This window comes from Streptomyces sp. NPDC040610 (assembly GCF_055594065.1).
On record NZ_JBVIXA010000005.1, the window covers coordinates 39,508 to 60,889 of the forward strand.

Consider the following 21,382-nt stretch of genomic DNA (forward strand, 5'->3'; position numbering starts at 1 on the left):
GATGGGTGGGGCGGGGCCGGGCGCCGCCCCGGCCCACCCGCTACGGGATCAGCACCACCTTGCCCGACGTCCCCCGGGACTCCAGCGCCCGGTGCGCCGCAGCCGCCTCCCGCAACGGGAACCGCTGCACCGCCGGTGTGAAGTACCCCCCGGCGTACGCCCCCAGCGCCGCCAGCTCGAGCACCCGCACCGGATTCTCCCCGCCCGCCCTCTCCATCATCGCCGCCCCCAACGGGTTGACCTGCGTGATCCTCCGCTCCGCGAGCTCGTCCGCCCCGAGCGTCACCGGCCCCTCCTTCCCCGACCACCCGAACGTCACATGCGTCCCACCCGCCCCCAGCAACTCCACGGCCGCCCGCCCCACGGCCCCACCCACCCCGTCGAACACGACGGTCACCGCGCGCCCGTCTCGCCCGCGCCCGCCTGCCCCACTCCCGGTGCCCCCGCGCCCGCCGTCGCCGAGCCCCTTGAGGTACCCCCGCACCTCGTCCGGCCACCCCGCGTCGGTGTAATCCACCGCCAGATCCGCGCCGTTGTCCCGCACCCGCGCCACCTTCGCGGGCCCGCCTGCCAGGCCCACCACCGTCGCCCCGGCATGCTTCGCGTACTGCACCAGCAGCGTCCCGATCCCGCCCGCCGCCGCCGGAATCAGCACCACCGACTCCTCGTCCAACTCCACGAACTGCAGGATCCCCATCGTCGTACGCCCCGTCCCGATCAACGCCACCGCCTCCGCGAAGTCCAGGTCATCGGGGAGTTCGTGCAGCCTGGCCGCGTCGGTCACGGTCAACTCGGCGTACCCGCCGGGCGCGAAGCCGATGTGCGTGACCACGCGCTTGCCGAGCCAGTCCGCGGGCACGCCCGCCCCGACGGACTCGACCGTTCCGGCGACCTCGCGGCCCGGGACCGTGGGCAGCGCGGGCAACTCCGGCATCGGCCCCTTGTCGCCCGCGCGGATCGCCGTGTCGACGAGGTGGACTCCCGCCGCGGCGACGGCGATACGCACCTGGCCCGCCGTCGGCCGGGGGTCCTCGACCGTCTCGTACGTGAGGTTCTCGGCGGGGCCGAAGGTGTGGAGGCGGACGGCGCGCATGAGGTCTCCTTGCGGGGGTGGCGTCGGGGTGCGTCCGGGCCGCTGAGGGCCGCCCGGACTGCTGACCTTCGCCACTCTTCAACCTCAAGCGGGCTTGAGGTCAACCCGCTCAGGTGGATCTGAGCCCGACCTGCTCGGGCAGGCTTGGGGCCGACCCGCTCACGCGGACTTGAGGTCGACCCAGGGCGTGTCGTCGCCCGGCCGCCCTCCACCGGCCATCCCCCTCCTCCTGGCCAGCGCCAGCGTCACCGACTCGATCGCGCTGTTGAACGACACCTCCGCCAGCAGGCCGGGCGCCGCCACCTGATCCCCCGCGAGATACACGTCCCCGCCCCGGTCCACCGCCGGCCGGTCGCGCCACGTGGTGCCGGGGCGGTCGAGTGCCCCGGTGCGGCCGTTCGCCACGCTCGCCCGCCGCCATGTCACGCGCTCACGCCAGTCCCGGAAACCGAGGTCCAGCAGGTCCTCGGCGCGGGCGACACCGTCCGCCTTGGACTCCTTCGGGCCGAGCGGGATCTGCGCCTGGATGAGCTGCTCACCGGCGGGCGCGAGCGTGCGGTCCTGCGTGGTGAACCGCTCCACCCACCCCGTCCCATCCAGATCGGACACCGCGAACAGATCCCCGCGGCGGCTCCTGACCGCCACATCCACCAGCGTCGTGCGCCCGCTCTCCCAACGCAGCGTGTCGTCCTTCAGCAGCCCTCGCGCCGCGTCCAGCGACGTTGCCACGACGACCGGGCCCCGATCCGTGAGCTCGCCGACGTCGTCCACCCGCGCCAACGTCTCCACCCGCACCCCCAGGTTCCACGCCAGGCCCGCCATCCGGTCGATGACCGCACCCCAGCCACCCACCGGATAGTGCGCCTCCGGCGGAAACTTCGCGGCCCGCCGCAGCCTCGTGTGCACGAACCGCGCCGACAGCGAACCAGGGTCGTGGTGGAACAACGCCACCGCCGAGTAGTGCGCCGCCGCCCGCGCGCCCTCCTCACCCACCTGCGCGCCCGCCCACGTCGCGAAGTCCACATCCACCGGCGCCTGTTCCGGCGACCGACGCAACAACTTCAGCATCGCGAACGGCGGCGTACGACGCAGCGCCCCATGGTGGCGGAGCCGCAGCCGCGTCCCCTCGATCGGCGGGATCGGCGCGAGGTCCCCGATCAGCCCCCGCTGCTTCAACCACGTCCAGTGCGGCCCACCGCTGTACAGCGCATGCGGCCCTTCATTCGTCTTGTACGCCCCCTCGGCCGTCCGGGCCCTGCCTCCCAGCGTGTGGTGCGCCTCGTGCAACGTGACACGTACACCGGCCTCCGCAGCCGTGATGGCGGCGGTAAGCCCGGCGAACCCACCACCGACCACGGTGATCTGGGTCTGGGAACGGCCTGGGGAGTGGGGAGCACGGGTGGCGCGGGCCATGGGCGGCCTCCGTTTCAGTCAACCCTCACGGGCACGAGAACGCGTTCACCCCTACGACGCACACCCCCACCCCGAATGTGACATCCCCCCACCGGACCCCGCCCAGGACCCCGCCCCGGACCCGTCCTGGACTCGTCCGGGACCTCACCCCGGACCTCACCCCGGACCCCGTCCCGGTCCCCGCCGGACCTGGCCCACGGCCGCGTCCCACCCTGCCGACCGGACGTCGACCCACCAGCGGAAGACGTCAGCCCACCCGCGGGAACCGTGCCTGCAACGTCCAGATCACCGGATTCGCCCCCAGCTCCTCATGCATGTCGATGAGGTCGGCCAACAAGTCGTGCAGGAAATCCCGCGCCTCCTTCCGCAACTCCCCGTGCGAGAACGTGAGCGGCTCCTCCTCCGCCCTCATCCAGTCCGCCTCGATGTCCACCCACCCGAACCGCCGCTCGAACAGCATCCGGTCCGTCGACTCCGTGAAGTCCAGCTCCGCGAACTGCGACCTCGACGCCCGGCTCCCCAGCGGATCCCGGTCCAACTGCTCCACGATGTCGCACAGCGCCCAAGCGAAGTCGAGCACCGGCACCCACCCCCACGCCGTACCCACCTCCCGGTCCGCCTTGGTATCCGCCAGATACACATCCCCGCAGAACAGGTCGTGCCGCAGCGCGTGAACATCCGCCACGCGGTAGTCCATCTGCGGCGGGTCCGGAAAACGGCGAGAAAGGGCGTAACCAATATCGAGCACGCGCCCGATGGTGCCACGCTCCCCACCCTCGGCACGCCCCGCACCACCTCCAGACGCCCCCGCATCACCTCGCGGTGGACCCGCATCGCCTCCAGACGTCTCCGCATCACCTCGGGGTGCCCTTGCCTCACCTCGGGGTGACCTCGGGCCCGCCGTGGGGTGCTCTCAGGGAAGCAACCGCCGCTCCTTGGCCACCGCCACCGCCCCCGCCCGCGTATCCACCCCCAACTTGTCGTAGATCCGCCCCAGGTGCGTCTTCACCGTCGCCTCACTGATGAACAGCGTCCTCGCGATCTCCCGATTCCCCTTCCCCTGCGCGAGCTGCTTGAGAATGTCCAGCTCCCGGGCCGTGAGCGTGGGCCGCGGCTCCCGCATCTGCGCCATCACCCGGGACGCCACGGGCGGCGACAGCGCCGTACGCCCCTGCGCCGCCGCATGGATCGCCGCGAACAACTCCTCGGGCCGCTCGGCCTTCAGCAGATACCCCGTCGCCCCCGCCTCAATGGCCCGCGTGATGTCAGCATCGGTGTCATACGTGGTGAGAACCAGCACCCGCGGCGCCCCACCACCCCCCTCCCCGCTGTCACCACCGCCACCACTGTCGCCGTTGCTGTCACCACCGCCACCGCCACCGCCACCACGCTCCCCGGCCGCGATGCGCCGTGTCGCCTCCACACCATCGATCCCCGGGCCCAGCTGCAGATCCATCAGCACCACGTCCGGCGCCAACTTGGCCGCCAGCGCCACCGCCTCCTCACCTGTCCCGGCCTCACCGATCACCTCGATCCCCGACGCACTGGCCAACAGCGCCAGCAACCCGGCACGCACCACCACATGGTCGTCACACACCAACAGCCGCACCGGCTCGCTCGTGGGCGTACTACTGCTCATGGGCACTCCCGGATGACGGCGGATCGGAGGGCGGCGGCGCCGCGGGCGGCGGGCTTGGGGACGGAGATGACGGCGCGGAAGGGGCGGAAGGGTCCGACGGCGTGGACCGGGACGGCGGTGCGGACTGGGACGGCGGCGTGGACCGGGACGGTGGCGGGGGCGAGGGCGAGGCGCTGGGCGGAAGCGTCGGTGTGGACGGAGTTGCGGGCGAGGCCCCCGGCGTGGGCGAAGGTGTCGCCGCAGGCGTGCCCGTGCCTGTGCCTGTGGCCGAAGACGCGGTCAAGGGGATCGAGACCGACAGAACCGTCCCCTCGCCCGGCGCCGACTCAACCGTCAGCGTCCCCCCGAGCTGCCGAGCCCGTGCCCGTATCGCAGGCAGCCCATGACCCCGCCTGGCCCGAGCACCCGGCTCACGCGAACCGAGCCCTCGCCGACCACCCGAGGACGCGCCCTCTCGTGCGTCGTCCCCCACCTCGGACACCTGCTCGCCCTGCCCGCCGACGAACCCCGCGTCGTCCCCCGCGACCACGAACCCCTTCCCGTTGTCCGCGATGTCGAGGACCACCTGGTCGTCCAGGTACGTCAGCGTCAACGCGGCCGCGCTCGCGTCCGCGTGCTCGCGTACGTTCGCAAGGGCACCTTGCGCAATCCGGAGCAGCGCCGACTGGGCTCTCCCGGGCAGGGGGACGGGTTTGCCCTCGGCGTGGAACCGGATGGCCAGCTCCGCTTCCGATTCGCGTGCGGCCAGGGTGCTCAGGGCCGACGGCAGGGCTGCGCCGTCGTCGGAACCGGCGTCCGCGAGGTCTGCGGGCGCCAGGTCGTGGACGAATCTGCGGGCTTCTGCCAGTCCGCGCTCGGTGATGGCTGCCGCTGTCCGGATGTGGGTGCGGGCTGTCGTCGGGTCGGTGTCCCACACGCGCTCGGCGGCCTGCAGCAGCATCTGCTGGCTGGACATGCCCTGGGCCAGGGTGTCGTGGATCTCCATGGAGAGGCGTTGGCGCTCGGCGAGGGTGCCCTCGCGTCTTTCGGTGGCGGCCAGCTCACGTCGGGTGCGGATCAGGTCGTCGATCAAGGCGCGCTGCTGCGCTGTCTGCCGCTGCATGTGGATGAACATGGCGGTGGCCACGGCTGCGACGGCGGGTGGTGCGAAGGCCAGGTTGGGGTCGAAACTGCCGGCGAGTCTCAGCTGCGCGGCGACGACGAGAGCGGTGAGGGCTGTGACCAGGGCGAGTGCCGCTCGCGTCGGGAGCGTGCGCAGTCCCGTATAGAACAGGGGCACCGCGCACCACGCGAAGCTCGGCGCGAGGACGACAAGGACCACCCACGCGCCGACCACTGAGCCCAGCCAGAACGGGCGTCGGGCGCTGGGCCCGGCGCCGGGTGCGGGTCCGAGGAGATAGAGGACGGCGAGGGCGACGGACAGGGCGACGACGCCTGGGGTGCGGGGCTCACCCGGGTGGCGGAGGAGGAAGCGCGTGAGGGAGGCGGCGAGGAGAAGGAAGAACGCCGTGTGCATGACGGGGCCGAGCCAGCGCGACTCAGGGTCCGCCGGGTGGAGGCCGGACGTCTGTTGATCCATGGCGGGGGCGCCGCCCTCGTCCTGGCGCACCCGGCGCAGGCCGTCCTTGCCTTGATCCATGGCGCTGAGGCCGTCCGGGTGCTGTTCGACAGCGCCGAGGCCGTCTGTGTGCCGTTCCACGCTGGCCTCCTTCTCGGCCGCCGCTCGCGTTTGACCGCACGGGCCTGGTCCCGTGCGCCCGATCCCATGTACCTGGTCCCGCGTGCTCGACCCTGCGCATCCGATCTTGTCCATCTGATCTTGTGCGCCTGGTCCCGTGCGCTCGGTCCGACGCGCCTGACTCGCTCGCACGCTTGACCTCACACGATGACGCGCACGACCGCACGCGCCTGATCGCACACGCCTGAACTGGGAAGACATCCCCATTCTGGCTCGTGGCGCCGAGGGGCCGGATCAACCGATCGGTTGACATGGCCGTCAGCCGAATCGGGCGCGGCAGGCAGCCGTAGTGCCGACGGGGAGAGGCGGTCAGCGGCCGGACGATGGATTGCGAGGCGGGGATCGACTCGCCGCCCACTCTCAACATCCCTCATTCGCACAGGAGTCAACGGACATGAAGTCGATGAAGCAGCTCTCGCCGCGCACGCGAATCCTCACCTCTGCCGCGGCCCTGGCCACGGTCGCCGCCGCGACGTTCGGCACGGTCTCGGCCACGGCCGGTACGCCGGACGCCGCCGCCAAGGCCGCCGTGACCGCCGACGCCGGCAACCGCTACCTCACCAGCTCCACGCACCTCAACGTGGCCGCCGCGACCAAGGCCGCGGAGGCCGCCCTGGACGCCGCGAAGAAGGAGAACCAGCGCGTGACGGTCGCCGTGGTCGACCGCAACGGCAACACCATCGTCACGCTGCGCGGCGACGGCGCCGGCCCGCAGTCGTACGAGTCCGCCGAGCGCAAGGCCTACACGGCCGTGTCGTGGAACGCCCCCACCTCCGAGCTCGCCAAGCGCCTCACCCAGACGCCGAACCTGAAGGACATCCCCGGCACGCTCTTCCTCGCGGGCGGCGCCCCGGTCACCGCCAAGGGAGCCCCGGTCGCGGGCATAGGCGTGGCGGGCGCGCCCAGCGGTGACCTGGACGAGAAGTTCGCGAAGGCGGGAGTGGCGGCGCTCAACCGCTGACTGCTCCAGCCCGAGCTGACGCCGCTCAGCTGACGCCCCTGGCATGAGGTCTCGCGGGGCGGTGGCCATAGGATCACCGAGGTGAACTACCGAGCCACCGCCCCCCTGACCAAGGGGCCCCGCGCCCGCCGTATCGCCCCCGCAGCCCTGGCCGCCCTGACGCTGACCGCCCTCACCGCCTGCTCCGGCGGCGGGGTCGACGGAACCCCCGGCGCCGCGGGTGTGCGCGACCCGTTCTTCCCAAAGCTCGGCAACGGGGGATACGACGTGGCGCACTACGGCCTGACTCTCGGCTACGACCCGGAGAATCGCCATCTCACCGGCACGGCGGAAATCACAGCCCGTGCCACCAAGAAGCTCAGCGCCTTCAACCTCGACCTCAAGGGCCTGGACGTCAAGGAGGTCACCGTCGAGGGCAAGGAAGCCCGCTTCAACCGCGCCGGTGACGAGCTGACCGTGCGCCCGCGTGACGACCTTGACCGGGGCGAGACGTTCCGCGCGACCGTTCGCTACTCCGGGACGCCGCAGACGATCACCGATGCGGACGAATCCAAGGAGGGCTGGCTGAAGGGGGAGGAGAGCGCGCTCGCGGTCGGCGAGCCCGCCGGTTCGATGGCATGGTTCCCGAGCAACAACCACCCGAGCGACAAGGCCGCATACGACATAAAGATCACCGTGCCCAAGGGGCTGAAGGCGATCTCCAACGGCGAGTTGACGCACGAGACCACGACGAACGGCCGCACCACGTTCGCCTGGCACAACGCCGAGCCCATGGCGACCTACTTGGCGACTGTGGCGATCGGTAAGTACGACACCGAGAAGTCGATGACGGCCGAGTCGAACTCCGGCATCCCGGTGTTCACGGCGATCGATCCGACACTGCCGGACGACAAGTACAAGAAGGCCAAGAAGGTCCTCTCGAAGATCCCCGAGATCATGGACTGGGCGGAGCTGAACTTCGGCACCTACCCCTTCTCCTCGACCGGAGCGATCGTCGACGACCGGGTGAACCTGGGCTATGCCCTGGAGACCCAGACCAAGCCGGTGTTCCCCCTGTCCGAGGTCGACACGTCGACGCTTGTCCACGAACTGGCCCACCAATGGTTCGGCAACTCGGTCACGCCGAAGACATGGCAGGACATGTGGCTGAACGAAGGCCTCGCCAGCTACGCGGAGTGGTTGTGGGAGGAGGACAACGGAGAGGACAGTGCGCAGGACATCTTCGACGCGCTGTATGAGGAAGGGGACGACGAAGCCCTCTGGGACTTCCCACCGGCGAGGCAGCCGGACGCCGCGAGCATCTCGGATGAACCGGTGTACGACCGGGGAGCGATGGTGATCCACAAGATTCGCGAGACGGTCGGCGACGACACGTTCTACGACATCATCCAGGGCTGGGCGAAGACGTACCGCCATGCGAACGCGAACACCAAGGACTTCACGACCTACGTCGAGAAGCACGCGGGGGACGATGAAGCCCGCGAGGAACTGAAGAAGGTGTGGGCGGACTGGCTCTACGGGGACGGGAAGCCGGACAACCCGTAGGCCCATCAGGCGCCGATCCATAGGGCGCCGATCCATAGGGCAGAGGCCACAGAGTGTGACCCCACTTGAGCCACCCTGCGCCCCGCGCTTACAGCGGCTTGCGCAATACGGCGCAGGGGCGGCCGAGTTGGGTGTCCTCGCGGTGGTCGAGGAGTTCGTAGCCGAGGGCGGTCCAGAAGGCGAGGGCCTTCGGGTTGTTGTCGAGGACGGCGAGGCGTACGGCGGTACGACCCGCGGTGCGGAAGCGGTTCTCGGTGGCGGTGGCCAACCGGCGGCCAAGGCCCGTGCGTTGGACTCGGGCGTCCACCAGGAGGAGGCCGATCCAGGGGTCGGGGTCGGCCGGGTCGGGGTGGTGGTCGAGGGTGACGACGACGCCGATGAGCCGGCCCTCGGAACGGCCGAGGAGCACTTCGGCGCCGGGTTGGGAGAGTTCGTCGGCGAGTGCGGTGGCGACCTGTTCGGTGCTGATGTGGTGCGCGTCCGGGAAGTCTCCGCTGAGTGCGAAGAACTCGTGGTTGGAGGCGTAGAGGGCGGTGAGTTCCGTGAGGAGGGGGCCGGGCAGGTCGCCGGGGGAGGTTCCGTCGGCGGCGGAGGCGAGCGGTTCGAGGATCATGCGGCGCAGGCTAGCCGCCCGTTAGGGGACGGGGCGGCAGCCCGGGACGGCGGGGCCACGGGGAGCGAGGAGAGGGGCGCGTCCAGGGTGATGCGTCGAGGCCGGGGCTGGGACGGGGAGTCGAAAGCCGGGGCTAGGACGGGGATAGGTCCGGGCCGGGAATCGAGCGCCGAGGCTAGGGCCGGGCGTCTGGGGACGGGGAGTTGCCGGGGTCCGGGGTGGTGGGGGTGGGGCGTTTGGTGGAGCGGCGCCATTCGCCGAGGAGGGACCAGAGGGTCGCGCCGAGGGCGCCCGTGTTGGCGGCGAGCCAGAATGGGGAGGGGTCGGGGTCGGTCAGGTTGCCGATGAGCAGGATGGTGAGGCAGATGGCGAGGAAGCAGGAACCGTAGAACTGGCGGCGGGCGACGCGCTGGTTGCGGCGGGGGCCTTCGGAGAGGCGGAGGGCGTAGACCTCGACGTCGCCGAAGACGTCGGCGGCGGGCTCGGCGCCGGGGGTGGAGGCGAGGTGGTGGCGGGCCTCGCGTATGTGGTCGCGGGCCTCGGCGGACGCCATGGCGTGGCGGCCGCGCAGGAGGCCGTCGAGGCGGGCGAACCAGGCGTCGTCATCGCTGCAAGGGGCAGGGGCGAACCAGCGGTCGATGGCGGTGTCGGGGAGCTTCGCGGCCGCGGTGATGAGGGCGAGGCAGGCGAGCATCAGGACGGGTGCGGGTACGGCGAAGAGTTGGCCCGTGGGGACGAAGGGGATGGCACCGACCAGCGCGCAGACGGTTCCGGCTGCGGCGGCTGCGAAGTACCAGGAGCCGCGGACGCGGCCGGCGATGCGGGCCGCGAGGGCTGCGGAGGCCAGCGTGGAACCGAGGACGACTGCTGCGGTGATGGTGAAGGAGGGCCAGCCGATGCCGACCCAGAGGCCGTCGCGGAACCACTCGAAGCCGCAGAAGAGGAGTCCGCCGATACCGAGGGTGACGAAGGAGCTCGAGACGCGTTCGCCGGGGGTGAGGCCGTGGGTGTCGATGCGGGCGCGGTGTTCTTCGGGGATGCGTTCGTCGGCGACGGACTGGGCGTAGGCGTCGGGGTCGCCGAGGAGGTCGAGGGCGGTGCGGCCTTCCTCGTGGACGAGTTGGTGGGCCTCGGCGAGGGCGTCGGCGGCGAGGCCGGCGGGGGCGTCGTGGTCGAGGACGAGGCGTAGCTCGACGGAGGCGGCCCAGGCCTCGTCCTCCTTGCGCTCCCAAGTGAGCTTCGGCTGGCGGTCCTTGGTCATGTCGGCTCCCCCGGTTCCGCTGCGTGAAGTGTGGGCCGTGCCGTGCCGGGTTCGCCGGGTTCGGCGGATGTGTCAGGTGCACCGAATGAGCTGGGTGCGCCGGATGTCCCGGGTGACCTGGGTGCACCGGGCGCACGGGGTGAGTTGGGTGCGTCGGTTCCGGTGAGGGTGGCGACGGAGTGGGTGAAGGAGGCCCAGGCGGTGCGGTCGTGGTGCAGGCGGGATCGGCCCGCGTCGGTGATGCGGTAGTACTTGCGGCCGGGGCCGCCCTCGCCGGCGCCCCACTCGATCTCGACGGAGCCGTCCTCTTCGAGGCGGGTGAGGGCCGGGTAGAGGGTGGCGGCCTTGACGCCGGGGATGCCTGCGGTGGCGAGGTGGTTGAGGAGGGCGTAGCCGTAGCTCTGCTTCTCGGTGTCGAGGATGGCCAGGAGGCAGAGGGGCAGGGCGGCCCGGGTCCAGGCGGTGTTGACGGCGCCGGTGCGCGCGGCGTCGGACCCTGTGGGGCCGGTCCCCGGAGCGCCGGTCCCTGCGGCGCCGGTCCTCGCAGTCTCGGACCCTGCGGTGCCGGTGCCGGTGCCGGTGCCGGTGCCGGAGGCCGAGCCCGTGGTGGTTGCGCGTGGTGCTTCTGGCATGGCGGGGTCCCCCCTTCTCTCTCCGGTCACGTCTGCTCGACTAGTTGGGAATTGAGAATAGTTGGGGGGAGGGGTTAGTGCCAGTCGGGGTGTGGGGGAGGGGTGAGGCGGGTGGGGGCATGGCGAAGGGCCCCGGCCTGGTGGGGTCGGGGCCCTTGCTTGGTGCTGGTCCGCCAGGCGGTGGAACCTCAGACGTTGACGCCGAAGTCCTGCGCGATGCCGACGAGGCCGGAGGCGTAGCCCTGGCCGACGGCGCGGAACTTCCACTCGGCGCCGCTGCGGTACAGCTCGCCGAAGACCATGGCGGTCTCGGTGGCGGCGTCCTCGGAGAGGTCGTAGCGGGCGATCTCGGTGCCGCCGGCCTGGTTCACGATGCGGATGAACGCGTTGCGGACCTGGCCGAAGTTCTGCGAGCGGTTCTCGGCGTCGTAGATCGAGACCGGGAAGACGATCTTCTCGACGTCGGCGGGGAGGCCCGCGAGGTTGACGTTGATCTGCTCGTCGTCGCCTTCGCCCTGGCCGGTGACGTTGTCGCCGGTGTGGACGATGGTCTGGTCCGGGGTCGCCTTGTTGTTGAAGAAGACGAAGTGGGCGTCGGAGTAGACCTTGCCCTGGGGGTTCACCGCGATGGCGGAGGCGTCCAGGTCGAAGTCGGTGCCCGTGGTGGTGCGGACGTCCCAGCCGAGGCCGACCGTGACGGCGGTCAGGCCAGGTGCCTCCTTGGTGAGCGAGACGTTGCCGCCCTTGGACAGGCTTACAGCCATTGTTGGGAGTCCCTTCCTAGTTGCGTGAGTACAACCGTGTAGTACGTGCGTACTTTGCGGGCTTCGTGCTGGGACGAAGCTACCGACACCCCTATGAACGCCGAGGGGGGTATCGAAGGTTCCATATGCCGAGGACTGTCTTTACTTTCTTTACTCGTTCGATGCGGCTCCGTCCTCGATGCGGCCTTCGGGCGGGGGCGGGCGGGGACGGGCGGGAAAAACGGGTGACGTGGGGTGTTCGTACGCGGGACGATGGAGCACATGTCCGGTCATCGCGCTCACGTCATCCGTGGTTCCGTCTCGCTGCCCGAGGCCGAGCTGATGTGGCGTTTCTCGCGGTCGTCAGGGCCCGGCGGGCAGCACGTCAACACCAGCGACTCGCAGGTCGAGCTGCGCTTCGACCTCGCGCGCACGGAGGCGCTGCCCGAGGTGTGGAAGCAGCGGGCGCTGGAGCGGCTGGAGTCGCGGCTCGTGGACGGCGTCATCAGCGTACGGGCGAGTGAGCACCGGTCGCAGTGGCGGAACAGGGAGATGGCGGCCACCCGCCTCGCCTCCCTGCTCGCGGAGGCCACCGCTCCGCCGCCCAAGCCGCGCCGTGCCACGCGCATCCCGCGCGGGATCAACGAGCGGCGGCTGCGGGAGAAGAAGCGGCGCGGGGAGACGAAGCAGGGGCGGTCGGGGAAGGGCTGGGGGTAGCTCCGGGTTCGGGGTAGCCCCGGGTTCAGGGTTCGGGGTTCGGGGTTCGGATCCAGGCCGTCCGGGGTCAGGTCCGGGACGGGTGGCCGCGCGGGCGGCTAGCCCAGCTGGCGGTAGCGGCCCTTGAAGTACAGGAGTGGGCCCCCGTCCGCGCTCGGCAGCTCCGCCGTCAGTACGCGGCCGATGACCAGGGTGTGATCGCCCGCCGTCACGGTCTGTTCCGTGCGGCATTCAAGGGTCGCGAGGGCGCCGCCGACCAGGGGGGCGCCGGTGATGTCGCCGCGTACGTAGGGGATGTCCTCGAAGAGGAGCCGGTCGCTGATGCGGCCCTTCATGGCGAAGCGGCCCGCGATGTGCCGCTGGCTCTCGGTCAGGACCGACACCGCCCACAGCGGCTGTTCCGCGAGCAGGTCGTCCATGCGGGAGCCCTCGCGCAGGCTGACCATGACCAGGGGCGGGTCCAGGGACACGGAGAGGAAGGCCGTCGCCGTCATGCCGACGTCCTCGCCGCCCGGGGCCGTCGGGTCGTCCGGGTCCAGCGGGGGCTCTTGGGCCGTCACCAGGACCACGCCCGCGGCCAGGCGGGACATGGCGGCGCGGAACTCGTCGTTGCTCACCCCCACAGGATGAGGGGTGGACGGGGTCGGGGTCTGGGTCGTGAAGGTCAGATCGGCAGCCACGTTGTTGACGCTAGTCGTGGATTCGGGAGCTTCGCATCGGACCCCGGGCCGAGGAGGGACCTAGGGCGAGACCTAGGACTTCCGGGGACGGCGGGCTCCGTGGGGGCGTAGGGTTCGCGGCTCAGTGGTGCAGTGCCGTGGCCCCCTGGCCAAGGCTTGTGCAACACCCTCCACATAGCTCAAATTTGGCTCAACTCCAGGGCTCAAATCGGACCTCCCACCTGTGACTTGAGTCACAGGGCCCATATTTTGTTGACCCTGTGTACCGAGTGGGCAGCTCGCTGTGATTCAGTGACGGTGGCAATCGGACAGGCACGGAACAGGCACGTACAGGCACAGACGCTGGGGCGCCACAGCGCGACGGGGCGCGAGGGAACGCACGGCGGAGAGTCAGCGAGCCAGAGCTAGAGATTCAGAGTTTCAGAGTCAGAGCTAGAGATTCAGAGTTTCAGAGTTACGGACACTGAGGACGCTGCGGATCCTGGAGTTGCTGTCGAGGTCTCGGGGAGAGCGAGCATGGAGACCGAGTCGGAGCCGTACGTCCGTCTTGCGACCCTGCGGCAGCTGCATCAGGTGGTTGCGGACCTCAACACGGCCCGCAGCCTCGCGGACACGCTGCAGACCGTCGCCGACGGCGTGGTCAACGGCCTTGGCTATGAGCTGGCGTGCGTCAATCTCGTACGCCCGGACGGCGATCTCGTCGTCGCCGCGTTCGCGGGCAACCCGGCCGCCGAGGCCCTGATCACCGGCCGCGTCGGCTCCCGGGAGTCCTGGGAGCGCCGTCTGGCCATGGGCGAGGCCTGGGGGGCGCTGCGCTTCATCCCGTACACGGAGGGCTGGGTCCTCGACGAGGACGATGTGCCGCAGTGGTACACCGAAGGCCCCGAGCCGCGCTTCGAGGACGAGTGGCACCCCTCGGACCGGCTCTTCGCGCCCATGTACGCGACCGGGTCGTCCGGCGGCGAGCTGATCGGCGTGATCTCCGTGGACCGGCCGCGCAACGGACGGCGCCCGGGCGCGTGGGGGCGCGAGGCGCTCCAGATGTACGCCTTCCAGGCGGCCATCGCCATCAGCAACGCCCGGCTGCGCGCCAACATGCAGCGCGCCCTGGTCCGCCTGGAGCGCGAGCAGCAGGCGCTGCGGGCCAGCGAGGAGAGCTTCCGGCAGGCCTTCGAGTACGCGCCCAGCGGCATGGCCATCGCCGAGATGGGCGGCGACCAGCACGGGCGGATCCTGCGCACGAACGACGCGCTGTGCCGGCTGCTCGGCCGCCCCGCGTCCGCGATGCGCCGCTACTCCTTCTCCGACCTGGTGCACCCCGAGGACATCGGGACGCTGCTGCGCACATCGGCCGAGGGCGGGCGGGCCGAGCTGCGGTTCGCGCGGCGCGACGGCACGTATGTGTGGGTGTCGCTGCGGAACTCGGTGGTCGCGGACGCCGCGGACGGGCCCCGGTTTCTGCTCACCCACGTCGAGGACATCGAGGAGCGCAAGCGCCGTGAGCTGCAGCTCGCGCACCGCGCCTCGCACGACTCCCTGACCGGCCTGCCGAACTCCGCCGAGCTGCGCGCCCGCCTCAGCTCCCGGCTCTGTCGCAGGCCGCACGCGGGTCAGCCGTCCACGGTGGACTCGCTGGACGCGGCGTACGACAACAGCGGGCTGTACGCGTCGGGGCACGCCATCGGGCACGGGCACGGGCCCTCCGGGGGCGCGCACGCGGGGGCGCACGGCGACGGCTTCGACCACCACGTCCATACAGTCGCCCCGCCCGACGAGACCGCACCGGACGACGGCACCAAGGGCCTCGCCGTCCTCTTCTGCGACCTCGACGGCTTCAAGTCGATCAACGACCGCTTCGGGCACCACACCGGTGACGCCGTCCTGATCGAGGTCGCCCGCCGTCTGACCAGCGGTGTCCGGGACGGGGACACGGTGGCGCGGCTCGGCGGCGACGAGTTCGTGGTGCTCGCCGACGGGCTCGGCCGGGCCGACGCGCAGGACCTCGCGGTGCGGCTGCGGAACGCGATCATCCCGCCGATCAGGGTGGACGGGCGCGCGGTGCGCGTCGGCGCCAGCTTCGGCATCGGATGGGCACATTGCGGGATGTCCGCGGACGAAGTGCTGCACTCCGCCGACCAGCGGATGTATGTGGAGAAAAGGTCGCGGGCCAAGCAGCACCGGCGGGCCGGGTGAGCGCGCGCACGCGAGCGCGCCGCCTGTGCGCCGTGCGCGCGGTAGGGGCCTGAACTCCCGTACGCGGTAACGGATGCGGTGTGCGGAGCGCCCCGGCGTGGACGCCCCGGCGGGTGCGACCGACGGTGTTCCGGCCGATGTCCCCGCCCATGTCCTGGAAGAAGTCAACGTCAACTCGGGCGGTCACCCGGAGCGGGTAGGCTCGCCCGCATCCGCGATGCGAGGGAGTGACCTGCGAATGACGCCCGGCAATAACGGCGAGCACACGCCGCGCGCGCCAGAGGGCGATGACGACCCGTTCGGCTACCTGTACGCAGACGGCCAGGCGGCCGGTGCGACACCGCCCTCGGGCGGCGGGTACGGCTACCCGGGGCCGCGGTCCTCGTACAACCACGTACGCGCGGTCGGAGAGCGCCAGTACGGGCAGCAGGCCCAGGGCCAGCCTCCCGCCCCCGGCCAGGCCCCGGCGTACGGTCAGCAGCCCGCGTACGGCCAGCAGGCCCCGCAGCAGGCCTACGGGCAGCCCAACGCCCACTACGCGGCGCCCGAGGCGCAGCCCGGCGTCACCGCGCCCATGCGGCAGGCCGGCGGGCCCGGAGCGCCCGGCTCGTACGCGCCCGCCGGTGGCGGTGGTCGTGGCCGCGGGCCCAACACCAAGGGGCTGCTGGTCGGCGCCATCGCCGTCGTCGCCGTCGTGGCCGTCGGCATCGGTGCCGCGATGGTCTTCGGCGGGGGTGACGACGGCGGCGAGGACGACGCGAAGAAGCCGGGGTCGAAGGTCAGCCAGTCCGAGACCGACGCGCCGAGCCCCTCCGCGTCCAAGGACGACGACAAGGACGACGCCGAGCTGCCCGAGTCCGACGCCAAGGCCCTCAAGCTGGAGGGCGGCACCACCACCGCCTCCGACATCAAGGGGGCGCAGTCCGCGGGTGGCGTGTACGTCGCCGGGCTCAACAAGCCCGGTGCGCAGGTCACGTGGACCGTCGACGGGATTCCCAAGAGCGGGGCCTACACCGTCTTCGTGGGGTACTCCGTGCCGGGCAAGGCCGCGGAGACCACGCTCGGGATCAACGGGACCGCCTCCGGGCGGAAGTTGAACATGGACAACTTCACCGGGGCCAAGGAGGGGGCGTGGGACAAGGGGTGGACGAAGACCTTTGCCTTCGTCCAGCTCAACAAGGGGACCAACACGGTCACCGTGTCCTGTCAGTCGGGGGACAAGTGTGATGCTGTGCTTGATCGGGTCTGGTTGAAGGCTGGGCACGTCAAGGAGTGAGGTGTTCCCCGATCCCGCCCCTTCCCGGCTGTGGGCCGGCCGGAAAGTTCCTGCGAGATGGGCTGAAAAATTCGCCGGGGCGGGATCAAAAGGGGCTGCGCCACTCGTTGGTTGGTCATGCCGCGGGTGGTTTTCCTGTCACCGCTACCTTCGGTAGGACGTCCTCGTAGACCGCCGCGTCGAACTCTCCTGCCACGGGGGCCGCTACCGTCGCCGCCGACAGGGCCACCGCCCGGGACAGGCGGTCCGGCCAGGGGAGATGGCGGACGAGGCCGGAGAGCAGGCCTGCCACGGCTGAGTCGCCTGCGCCGGTGGGGTTGCCGTGGACCGGGGTGGGGGGCTTGGCGCGCCAGGTGCCGTCGGGGGTGAGGGCGAGGAGGCCTTCGGGGCCGAGGGAGGCCACGACGGCGTGGGCGCCGCGGCGGCGGGCGTCGCGGGTGGCCTGGGACGGCTCGTGGGCGCCGGTGAGTTCGGCGAGTTCGTCGGCGTTGGGCTTGACGATGTCGGGACGGGCGGCGACGCCGCGGCGCAGTGGTTCGCCGCTGGTGTCGAGGAGTACGGGTACGGAGGCGGCGCGCGCGGCGCGTATCAGGAGGGCGTACGCGCCCACCGGCACGCCGGGCGGGAGGCTGCCGCACAGGGCCACGGCCGTCACGTCGTCGCCGGTCAGCAACTCCTCGTAGGAGCTGAGGAATCCGGCCCACTCGGTGGGCGAGACGGTCGGGCCCGGCTCGTTGAGCTGCGTGGTGTCGCCGCTGCGGGCGTCCACGACGGCCAGGGTGCGGCGGGTGGCGCCCGCGACGGGGCGCAGGCCGTCCCGGACGCCGGGCACACCGGCGAGGTGGTCGCGCAGGGTGCGGCCGGTGTCGCCGCCCGCGAAGCCGGTCACCGTCACGTCGTGGCCGAGGGCGGCGAGCACACGGGCGACGTTCAGGCCCTTGCCGCCCGCGCGTTCGGTCACTTCGGTGACGCGGTGCGAGGTGTGCGGGATGAGGGAGGGCACTTTGTACGTGATGTCCAGGGCGGCGTTCAGCGTGACCGTGACGATCACTGCTTCACCCCCGGGACCACGGATCCGCGTGCTGCGTGCGCGTGCGGCTTTCGGGCCCTGATCATGCCAAAAAGAAGGCGGTTGGCCCAGGGCTTGGACCAACCGCCGCTGCTATGGGGTGAATTAGGGCTCGATGACCCACTCGCCCTTGCGCAGCACGCCCTTGAGCGTGAACTCCGCGTCCAGGACGACGATGTCGGCGTCCTTGCCGGGTTCGAGCGAGCCGACGCGGTCGTACGCGCCGAGGAGCTTGGCCGGGTTCGCGGAGGTCGCCGCGACGACGTCCTCGACGGGCAGCTTGTCGACGGTCACCGACCTTTTGAACGCGCGGTCCATGGTCAGCGTCGAGCCGGCGATGGAGCCGCCCTCGGTGAGCCGCGCGACGCCCTCCTTCACCTCGACCTCCAGCGGGCCGAGCAGGTAGGTGCCGTCGCCGAAGCCCGCCGCGTCCATGGCGTCCGTGATGAGGGCGACGCGGTCCGCGCCCGCGTGGTGGAAGGCGAGACCGAAGGCGGCCGGGTGCAGATGCGTGCCGTCGTTGATCAGCTCGACGGTGATCCGCTCGTCCTCCAGGAGGGCGGCGATGGGGCCGGGGGCGCGGTGGCCGAGGCCGGGCATGGCGTTGTACAGGTGCGTGGCGACGGTGGCGCCCGCGTCGATGGCGGCCTTCGTCTGCTCGTACGTGGCGTCGGTGTGGCCGATCGCCGCGATCACGCCGTGCTCGGCGAGCAGGCGTACGGAGTCGATGCCGCCCGGCAGCTCCGTGGCGAGGGTGACCATGCGGGCCTGGCCGCGGGCCGCGTCGATGAGCTTGCGGACCTCCGCCGGGTCCGGGTGGCGCAGCAGGGCCTCGCTGTGGGCGCCCTTGCGGCACGGCGAGATGAACGGGCCCTCGAAGTGGACGCCCGCGATGTCGCCCTGCTCGGCCAGCTCGGAGAGCAGGCCCGCGCGCTGCGCGAGGGCGTCCGTCTCGCCGGTGACCGTCGAGGCCACGACCGTCGTGGTGCCGTGCAGGCGGTGCGTCTGTACGCCCCGCAGGATGTCCTCGGCGGTGCCGCTCGTGAAGGACGCGCCGCCGCCGCCGTGGTTGTGGATGTCGACGAAGCCGGGGACCAGCCAGTGGCCGGTCAGGTCGATCGTCTCGATCGCGCCGGGGTCCGCGGGAGCGCTCCCCGCGATGCGGCCGGTGTCCGAGACGATCACGCGGCCGTTCGGCACGGTCCCGGTGGGCAGTACCACCTGAGCACCGGCGAGAACCTTGCTAGTGGCCATCAGGTGGTTACCTCCGGGGAGTCGGGGTCGTGGGGTGGTCGGTCGTGGTGGTGGTGCCTGGTGTGGCGGGGGTGGCCGGGGCCTGCCCGGTGGCGTCGAGCAGGTCCCACGCGAGCAGGCCCGCGCCCAGGCAGCCCGCCGCGTCGCCGAGTGCCGCCGGGACGATCTCCGGCAGCGTCTGGAACTGGACCACGCGGGCGGCGACGGCCGCGCGCAGCGGTGTGAACAAGGTTTCCCCGGCCTCCGCCAGGCCGCCACCGATGATCAGGGTGTGCGGGTCCAGCAGGGTGAGGGCCGTGAGCAGGCCGTCGGCGAGGGCGTCGACCGCGTTCTGCCAGACGGCGAGGGCGCGGGGGTCGCCGGAGCGGACCGCCTTCGCGCAGTCCGCCGCGTCCGCCGTCGGGTCGCCGCTGGCCTCCGCCCAGGCCTTGCTCACCGCGGAGGCGGACGCCAGGCGCTCCAGGCAGCCCCGCTGGCCGCAGCCGCACGGGGGGCCGCCGGGGCGTACGACGATGTGGCCGATCTCGCCCGCGGAGCCGTGGGCGCCCGGTTCGATGGTGCCGTCGATGCCGATCGCGCCCGCGATTCCGGTGCCCAGGGGGACGAAGAGGAAGCGGTCGGCGCCCTTGCCCGCGCCCAGGCGGCCCTCGGCCAGGCCGCCCGTGCGGACGTCGTGGCCGAGTGCCACGGGGATGCCTTCCAGGCGGGTGCTCAGGAGGGCGCGCAGGGGTACGTCGGACCAGCCCAGGTTGGCCGCGTACACCGCGATGCCGTGGGTGGCGTCCACGATGCCCGGTACGGCCACGCCTGCCGCTGCCGCCGGTTCGCCCAGGTGTGCCACTCCGTGGGCCCTCAGGTCGGCTGCGAACTCGACGATCGACTCGACCACGGCGGTGGGGCCTCGGTCTCGGCCGGTCGGGCGGCGGGCCTCGTGCAGCAGTGTGCCGTCCGCCCCTACCAGGGCGGCCTTCATTCCTGTGCCGCCCACGTCCAGGGCGATGACATGTCTCACGGGGACAGTGTCGCGTGTGACCCCGCGAGAGGTCTAGTCCACCTGCGCCCCAGGGTGGGTGTCCCGTTGCCGTGGGACGGGGCGCCGCCGGTCGCGCTGCGCGCTCGTCCTCAAACGCCGGACGGGCTGAAAACTCGCCGGACGTGGGCAATAAGGCAAGGCCGTTGCAGAAGTGATACTCGGGTGGTGTAGACCTTGTATCCGGGCGCGGGGGAAACTCGCGGTTCTGTACGTACGACGAGGGTGGGAAACAGCAGTGCAGCGGCGCGTGACAGGTCTGACCGCGGCGGTGGCCGCACTGAGCATGACGGCGCTGCTCGCCGGCTGCGGCGGCGACTCCGGGGACTCCGGGGACGTCACCCTCAAGCTCGTGGCCGCCGACTACGGCGACTCCTCCGCGAACAGCTCCAAGAAGTACTGGGGCGAGCTGACGAAGAAGTTCGAGGCCGACCACCCGGGCATCAAGGTCGATGTGACCGTGTACTCGTGGACGGACGTCGACCGCGAGGTCAAGGAGATGGTGAAGGACGGGAACGCCCCCGACCTCGCCCAGATCGGCGCGTACGCCGACTACGCCGCGCGGGACAAGCTGTACTCCGCCGACGACCTGCTCTCCATCCCCACCCAGGCCGACTTCCTCGCCCCGCTCTCGAAGGCCGGCGAGGTGAACCGGGTGCAGTACGGCATGCCGTTCGCCGCGTCCACGCGCCTGCTCTTCTTCAACGAGAAGCTGTTCAAGAGCGCCGGGATCAAGCCGCCGCAGAGCTGGACCGAGCTCCAGGCCGCCGCCCAGAAGCTGAAGGCGCGCGGCGTGAAGATCCCCTACGCGCTGCCGCTCGGCCCGGAGGAGGCGCAGGCCGAGACGATGCAGTGGCTGCTCAGCGGGGGCGGCGGCTACACCGACAACGTCGGCTCGTACGACATCGACTCCAAGCAGAACGTACAGACCTTCGACTGGCTGAAGAACGAGCTGGTCGGCAAGGGCCTCACCGGGCCCACCCCGCCCGCCCAACTCGACCGCGCCGAGGCCTTCGCCGCGTTCACTCGCGGTGACGTCGGCATGCTCAACGGGCACCCCACGCTGATGCAGATGGCCTCGAAGAAGGGCCTGAAGTACGGCATGGTGCCGATGCCCGGCGTCAACGGCAAGGCCCAGTCCACGATGGGTGTCGCCGACTGGATGATGGCCTTCAAGCAGAACGGCCACCGCAAGGAGATCGGCGAGTTCCTCAACTTCGTCTACAGCAAGAAGAACGTCCTGGACTTCTCGCGCGAGTACGACCTGCTGCCCGTCACGACGTCGGCGTCGCAGGAGATGACGGACAACAAGCAGGACTCCGCGAAGCTCGGCCAGTTCCTGGAGGAGCTGCCCGCCTCGCAGCTGTACCCGGTCGACAAGACGTCCTGGGCGCAGGTCTCCGTGCAGATCAAGAAGTACATCGGCAAGACCGTCGACAAGAACGGCAGCCCCGAGTCCATCCTCGGGCAGATCGAGTCGAAGGCGGACGCGGAGGAGAGCGCGCAGTGACGCGGGGGCGCCGGG

Annotated in this window: 19 protein-coding genes; 6 read left to right on the forward strand and 13 right to left on the reverse strand. The window is 71.2% G+C overall.

The window, feature by feature from the left end:
- Positions 1 to 40: 40 nt before the first annotated feature.
- From ACZ6AA_RS18930 to ACZ6AA_RS18950, 5 genes are all read right to left on the reverse strand, one after another.
- Positions 41 to 1,093 (reverse strand): zinc-binding dehydrogenase, encoded by a 1,053-nt coding sequence (locus tag ACZ6AA_RS18930; protein ID WP_471459014.1) that lies wholly within the window; start codon positions 1,091 to 1,093, stop codon positions 41 to 43.
- Positions 1,094 to 1,252: 159 nt separating this feature from the next.
- Positions 1,253 to 2,506: an NAD(P)-binding protein gene (locus tag ACZ6AA_RS18935; RefSeq protein ID WP_468457457.1), complete on the reverse strand. Its 1,254-nt coding sequence runs from the start codon at positions 2,504 to 2,506 to the stop codon at positions 1,253 to 1,255.
- Positions 2,507 to 2,753: 247 nt separating this feature from the next.
- Positions 2,754 to 3,254 (reverse strand): hypothetical protein, encoded by a 501-nt coding sequence (locus tag ACZ6AA_RS18940; RefSeq protein ID WP_471459016.1) that lies wholly within the window; start codon positions 3,252 to 3,254, stop codon positions 2,754 to 2,756.
- Positions 3,255 to 3,419: 165 nt separating this feature from the next.
- On the reverse strand, positions 3,420 to 4,145 hold the full coding sequence (locus tag ACZ6AA_RS18945) for a response regulator (protein ID WP_471459018.1): 726 nt from the start codon (positions 4,143 to 4,145) through the stop codon (positions 3,420 to 3,422).
- Entirely contained in the window at positions 4,135 to 5,724 is a 1,590-nt protein-coding gene (locus ACZ6AA_RS18950) for a sensor histidine kinase (protein WP_471459438.1), read from the reverse strand. Before ACZ6AA_RS18950 ends, ACZ6AA_RS18945 begins: the two co-directional genes overlap by 11 nt.
- Before the next feature lie 562 nt (positions 5,725 to 6,286).
- On the opposite strand from ACZ6AA_RS18950, the gene ACZ6AA_RS18955 reads away from it, so the two are divergent.
- On the forward strand, positions 6,287 to 6,844 hold the full coding sequence (locus ACZ6AA_RS18955) for a GlcG/HbpS family heme-binding protein (RefSeq protein ID WP_468457548.1): 558 nt from the start codon (positions 6,287 to 6,289) through the stop codon (positions 6,842 to 6,844).
- An 81-nt stretch (positions 6,845 to 6,925) separates the two neighbouring features.
- Entirely contained in the window at positions 6,926 to 8,389 is a 1,464-nt protein-coding gene (locus ACZ6AA_RS18960) for a M1 family metallopeptidase (protein WP_468481250.1), read from the forward strand.
- Between the two features lie 88 nt (positions 8,390 to 8,477).
- Here the strand turns inward: ACZ6AA_RS18960 and ACZ6AA_RS18965 are convergent, their stop codons facing one another.
- From ACZ6AA_RS18965 to ACZ6AA_RS18980, 4 genes are all read right to left on the reverse strand, one after another.
- Entirely contained in the window at positions 8,478 to 9,002 is a 525-nt protein-coding gene (locus ACZ6AA_RS18965) for a GNAT family N-acetyltransferase (protein ID WP_471459020.1), read from the reverse strand.
- Between the two features lie 175 nt (positions 9,003 to 9,177).
- A complete protein-coding gene (locus ACZ6AA_RS18970) occupies positions 9,178 to 10,263 on the reverse strand; it encodes a hypothetical protein (RefSeq protein ID WP_471459021.1) in 1,086 nt (361 codons plus the stop codon).
- Positions 10,260 to 10,895: a PadR family transcriptional regulator gene (locus ACZ6AA_RS18975; protein WP_471459023.1), complete on the reverse strand. Its 636-nt coding sequence runs from the start codon at positions 10,893 to 10,895 to the stop codon at positions 10,260 to 10,262. Before ACZ6AA_RS18975 ends, ACZ6AA_RS18970 begins: the two co-directional genes overlap by 4 nt.
- 188 nt (positions 10,896 to 11,083) lie before the next feature.
- Positions 11,084 to 11,659 carry a TerD family protein gene (locus ACZ6AA_RS18980; RefSeq protein ID WP_030363500.1) on the reverse strand — a complete coding sequence of 192 codons (576 nt, stop codon included), beginning with the start codon at positions 11,657 to 11,659 and terminating at the stop codon, positions 11,084 to 11,086.
- Positions 11,660 to 11,911: 252 nt separating this feature from the next.
- Here ACZ6AA_RS18980 and arfB point away from each other — a divergent pair, with 252 nt between their 5' ends.
- Positions 11,912 to 12,355, forward strand: coding sequence for an alternative ribosome rescue aminoacyl-tRNA hydrolase ArfB (gene arfB, locus ACZ6AA_RS18985; protein ID WP_468457546.1), 444 nt, complete (start codon positions 11,912 to 11,914; stop codon positions 12,353 to 12,355).
- A gap of 98 nt (positions 12,356 to 12,453) precedes the next feature.
- Here the strand turns inward: arfB and ACZ6AA_RS18990 are convergent, their stop codons facing one another.
- The gene (locus tag ACZ6AA_RS18990) at positions 12,454 to 12,972 is read right to left on the reverse strand and encodes a flavin reductase family protein (RefSeq protein WP_030363498.1); all 519 of its coding nucleotides are present in this window, start codon (positions 12,970 to 12,972) and stop codon (positions 12,454 to 12,456) included.
- 579 nt (positions 12,973 to 13,551) lie between these two features.
- On the opposite strand from ACZ6AA_RS18990, the gene cdgB reads away from it, so the two are divergent.
- Complete coding sequence (gene cdgB / locus ACZ6AA_RS18995; protein WP_468457443.1) at positions 13,552 to 15,228, forward strand: diguanylate cyclase CdgB; 1,677 nt, start codon at positions 13,552 to 13,554, stop codon at positions 15,226 to 15,228.
- A 238-nt stretch (positions 15,229 to 15,466) separates the two neighbouring features.
- On the forward strand, positions 15,467 to 16,504 hold the full coding sequence (locus ACZ6AA_RS19000; protein WP_468457441.1) for a carbohydrate-binding protein: 1,038 nt from the start codon (positions 15,467 to 15,469) through the stop codon (positions 16,502 to 16,504).
- Positions 16,505 to 16,619: 115 nt separating this feature from the next.
- On the opposite strand, the gene ACZ6AA_RS19005 is transcribed toward ACZ6AA_RS19000, so the two are convergent.
- From ACZ6AA_RS19005 to ACZ6AA_RS19015, 3 genes are all read right to left on the reverse strand, one after another.
- Positions 16,620 to 17,555, reverse strand: coding sequence for a 1-phosphofructokinase family hexose kinase (locus ACZ6AA_RS19005; protein ID WP_468457439.1), 936 nt, complete (start codon positions 17,553 to 17,555; stop codon positions 16,620 to 16,622).
- 123 nt (positions 17,556 to 17,678) lie between these two features.
- Positions 17,679 to 18,827, reverse strand: a complete 1,149-nt coding sequence (gene nagA, locus ACZ6AA_RS19010) for an N-acetylglucosamine-6-phosphate deacetylase (protein ID WP_468457437.1) — start codon at positions 18,825 to 18,827, stop codon at positions 17,679 to 17,681.
- A gap of 7 nt (positions 18,828 to 18,834) precedes the next feature.
- On the reverse strand, positions 18,835 to 19,839 hold the full coding sequence (locus ACZ6AA_RS19015) for an ROK family protein (RefSeq protein ID WP_468481255.1): 1,005 nt from the start codon (positions 19,837 to 19,839) through the stop codon (positions 18,835 to 18,837).
- Between the two features lie 256 nt (positions 19,840 to 20,095).
- On the opposite strand from ACZ6AA_RS19015, the gene ACZ6AA_RS19020 reads away from it, so the two are divergent.
- Positions 20,096 to 21,367: an ABC transporter substrate-binding protein gene (locus ACZ6AA_RS19020; protein WP_468457433.1), complete on the forward strand. Its 1,272-nt coding sequence runs from the start codon at positions 20,096 to 20,098 to the stop codon at positions 21,365 to 21,367.
- The last annotated feature ends 15 nt before the right edge of the window (positions 21,368 to 21,382 follow it).

Bases quoted from the DNA above. Each gene is read 5' to 3' on its own strand.
- ACZ6AA_RS18945 (WP_471459018.1), bottom strand. From the start codon at position 4,145: ATGAGCAGTAGTACGCCCACGAGCGAGCCGGTGCGGCTGTTGGTGTGT.
- ACZ6AA_RS18950 (WP_471459438.1), bottom strand. From the start codon at position 5,724: ATGGATCAACAGACGTCCGGCCTCCACCCGGCGGACCCTGAGTCGCGC.
- ACZ6AA_RS18935 (WP_468457457.1), bottom strand. From the start codon at position 2,506: ATGGCCCGCGCCACCCGTGCTCCCCACTCCCCAGGCCGTTCCCAGACC.
- ACZ6AA_RS18965 (WP_471459020.1), bottom strand. From the start codon at position 9,002: ATGATCCTCGAACCGCTCGCCTCCGCCGCCGACGGAACCTCCCCCGGC.
- ACZ6AA_RS18970 (WP_471459021.1), bottom strand. From the start codon at position 10,263: ATGACCAAGGACCGCCAGCCGAAGCTCACTTGGGAGCGCAAGGAGGAC.
- ACZ6AA_RS18930 (WP_471459014.1), bottom strand. From the start codon at position 1,093: ATGCGCGCCGTCCGCCTCCACACCTTCGGCCCCGCCGAGAACCTCACG.
- cdgB (WP_468457443.1), top strand. From the start codon at position 13,552: ATGGAGACCGAGTCGGAGCCGTACGTCCGTCTTGCGACCCTGCGGCAG.
- ACZ6AA_RS18980 (WP_030363500.1), bottom strand. From the start codon at position 11,659: ATGGCTGTAAGCCTGTCCAAGGGCGGCAACGTCTCGCTCACCAAGGAG.
- ACZ6AA_RS18975 (WP_471459023.1), bottom strand. From the start codon at position 10,895: ATGCCAGAAGCACCACGCGCAACCACCACGGGCTCGGCCTCCGGCACC.
- nagA (WP_468457437.1), bottom strand. From the start codon at position 18,827: ATGGCCACTAGCAAGGTTCTCGCCGGTGCTCAGGTGGTACTGCCCACC.
- ACZ6AA_RS19000 (WP_468457441.1), top strand. From the start codon at position 15,467: ATGACGCCCGGCAATAACGGCGAGCACACGCCGCGCGCGCCAGAGGGC.
- arfB (WP_468457546.1), top strand. From the start codon at position 11,912: ATGGAGCACATGTCCGGTCATCGCGCTCACGTCATCCGTGGTTCCGTC.
- ACZ6AA_RS18955 (WP_468457548.1), top strand. From the start codon at position 6,287: ATGAAGCAGCTCTCGCCGCGCACGCGAATCCTCACCTCTGCCGCGGCC.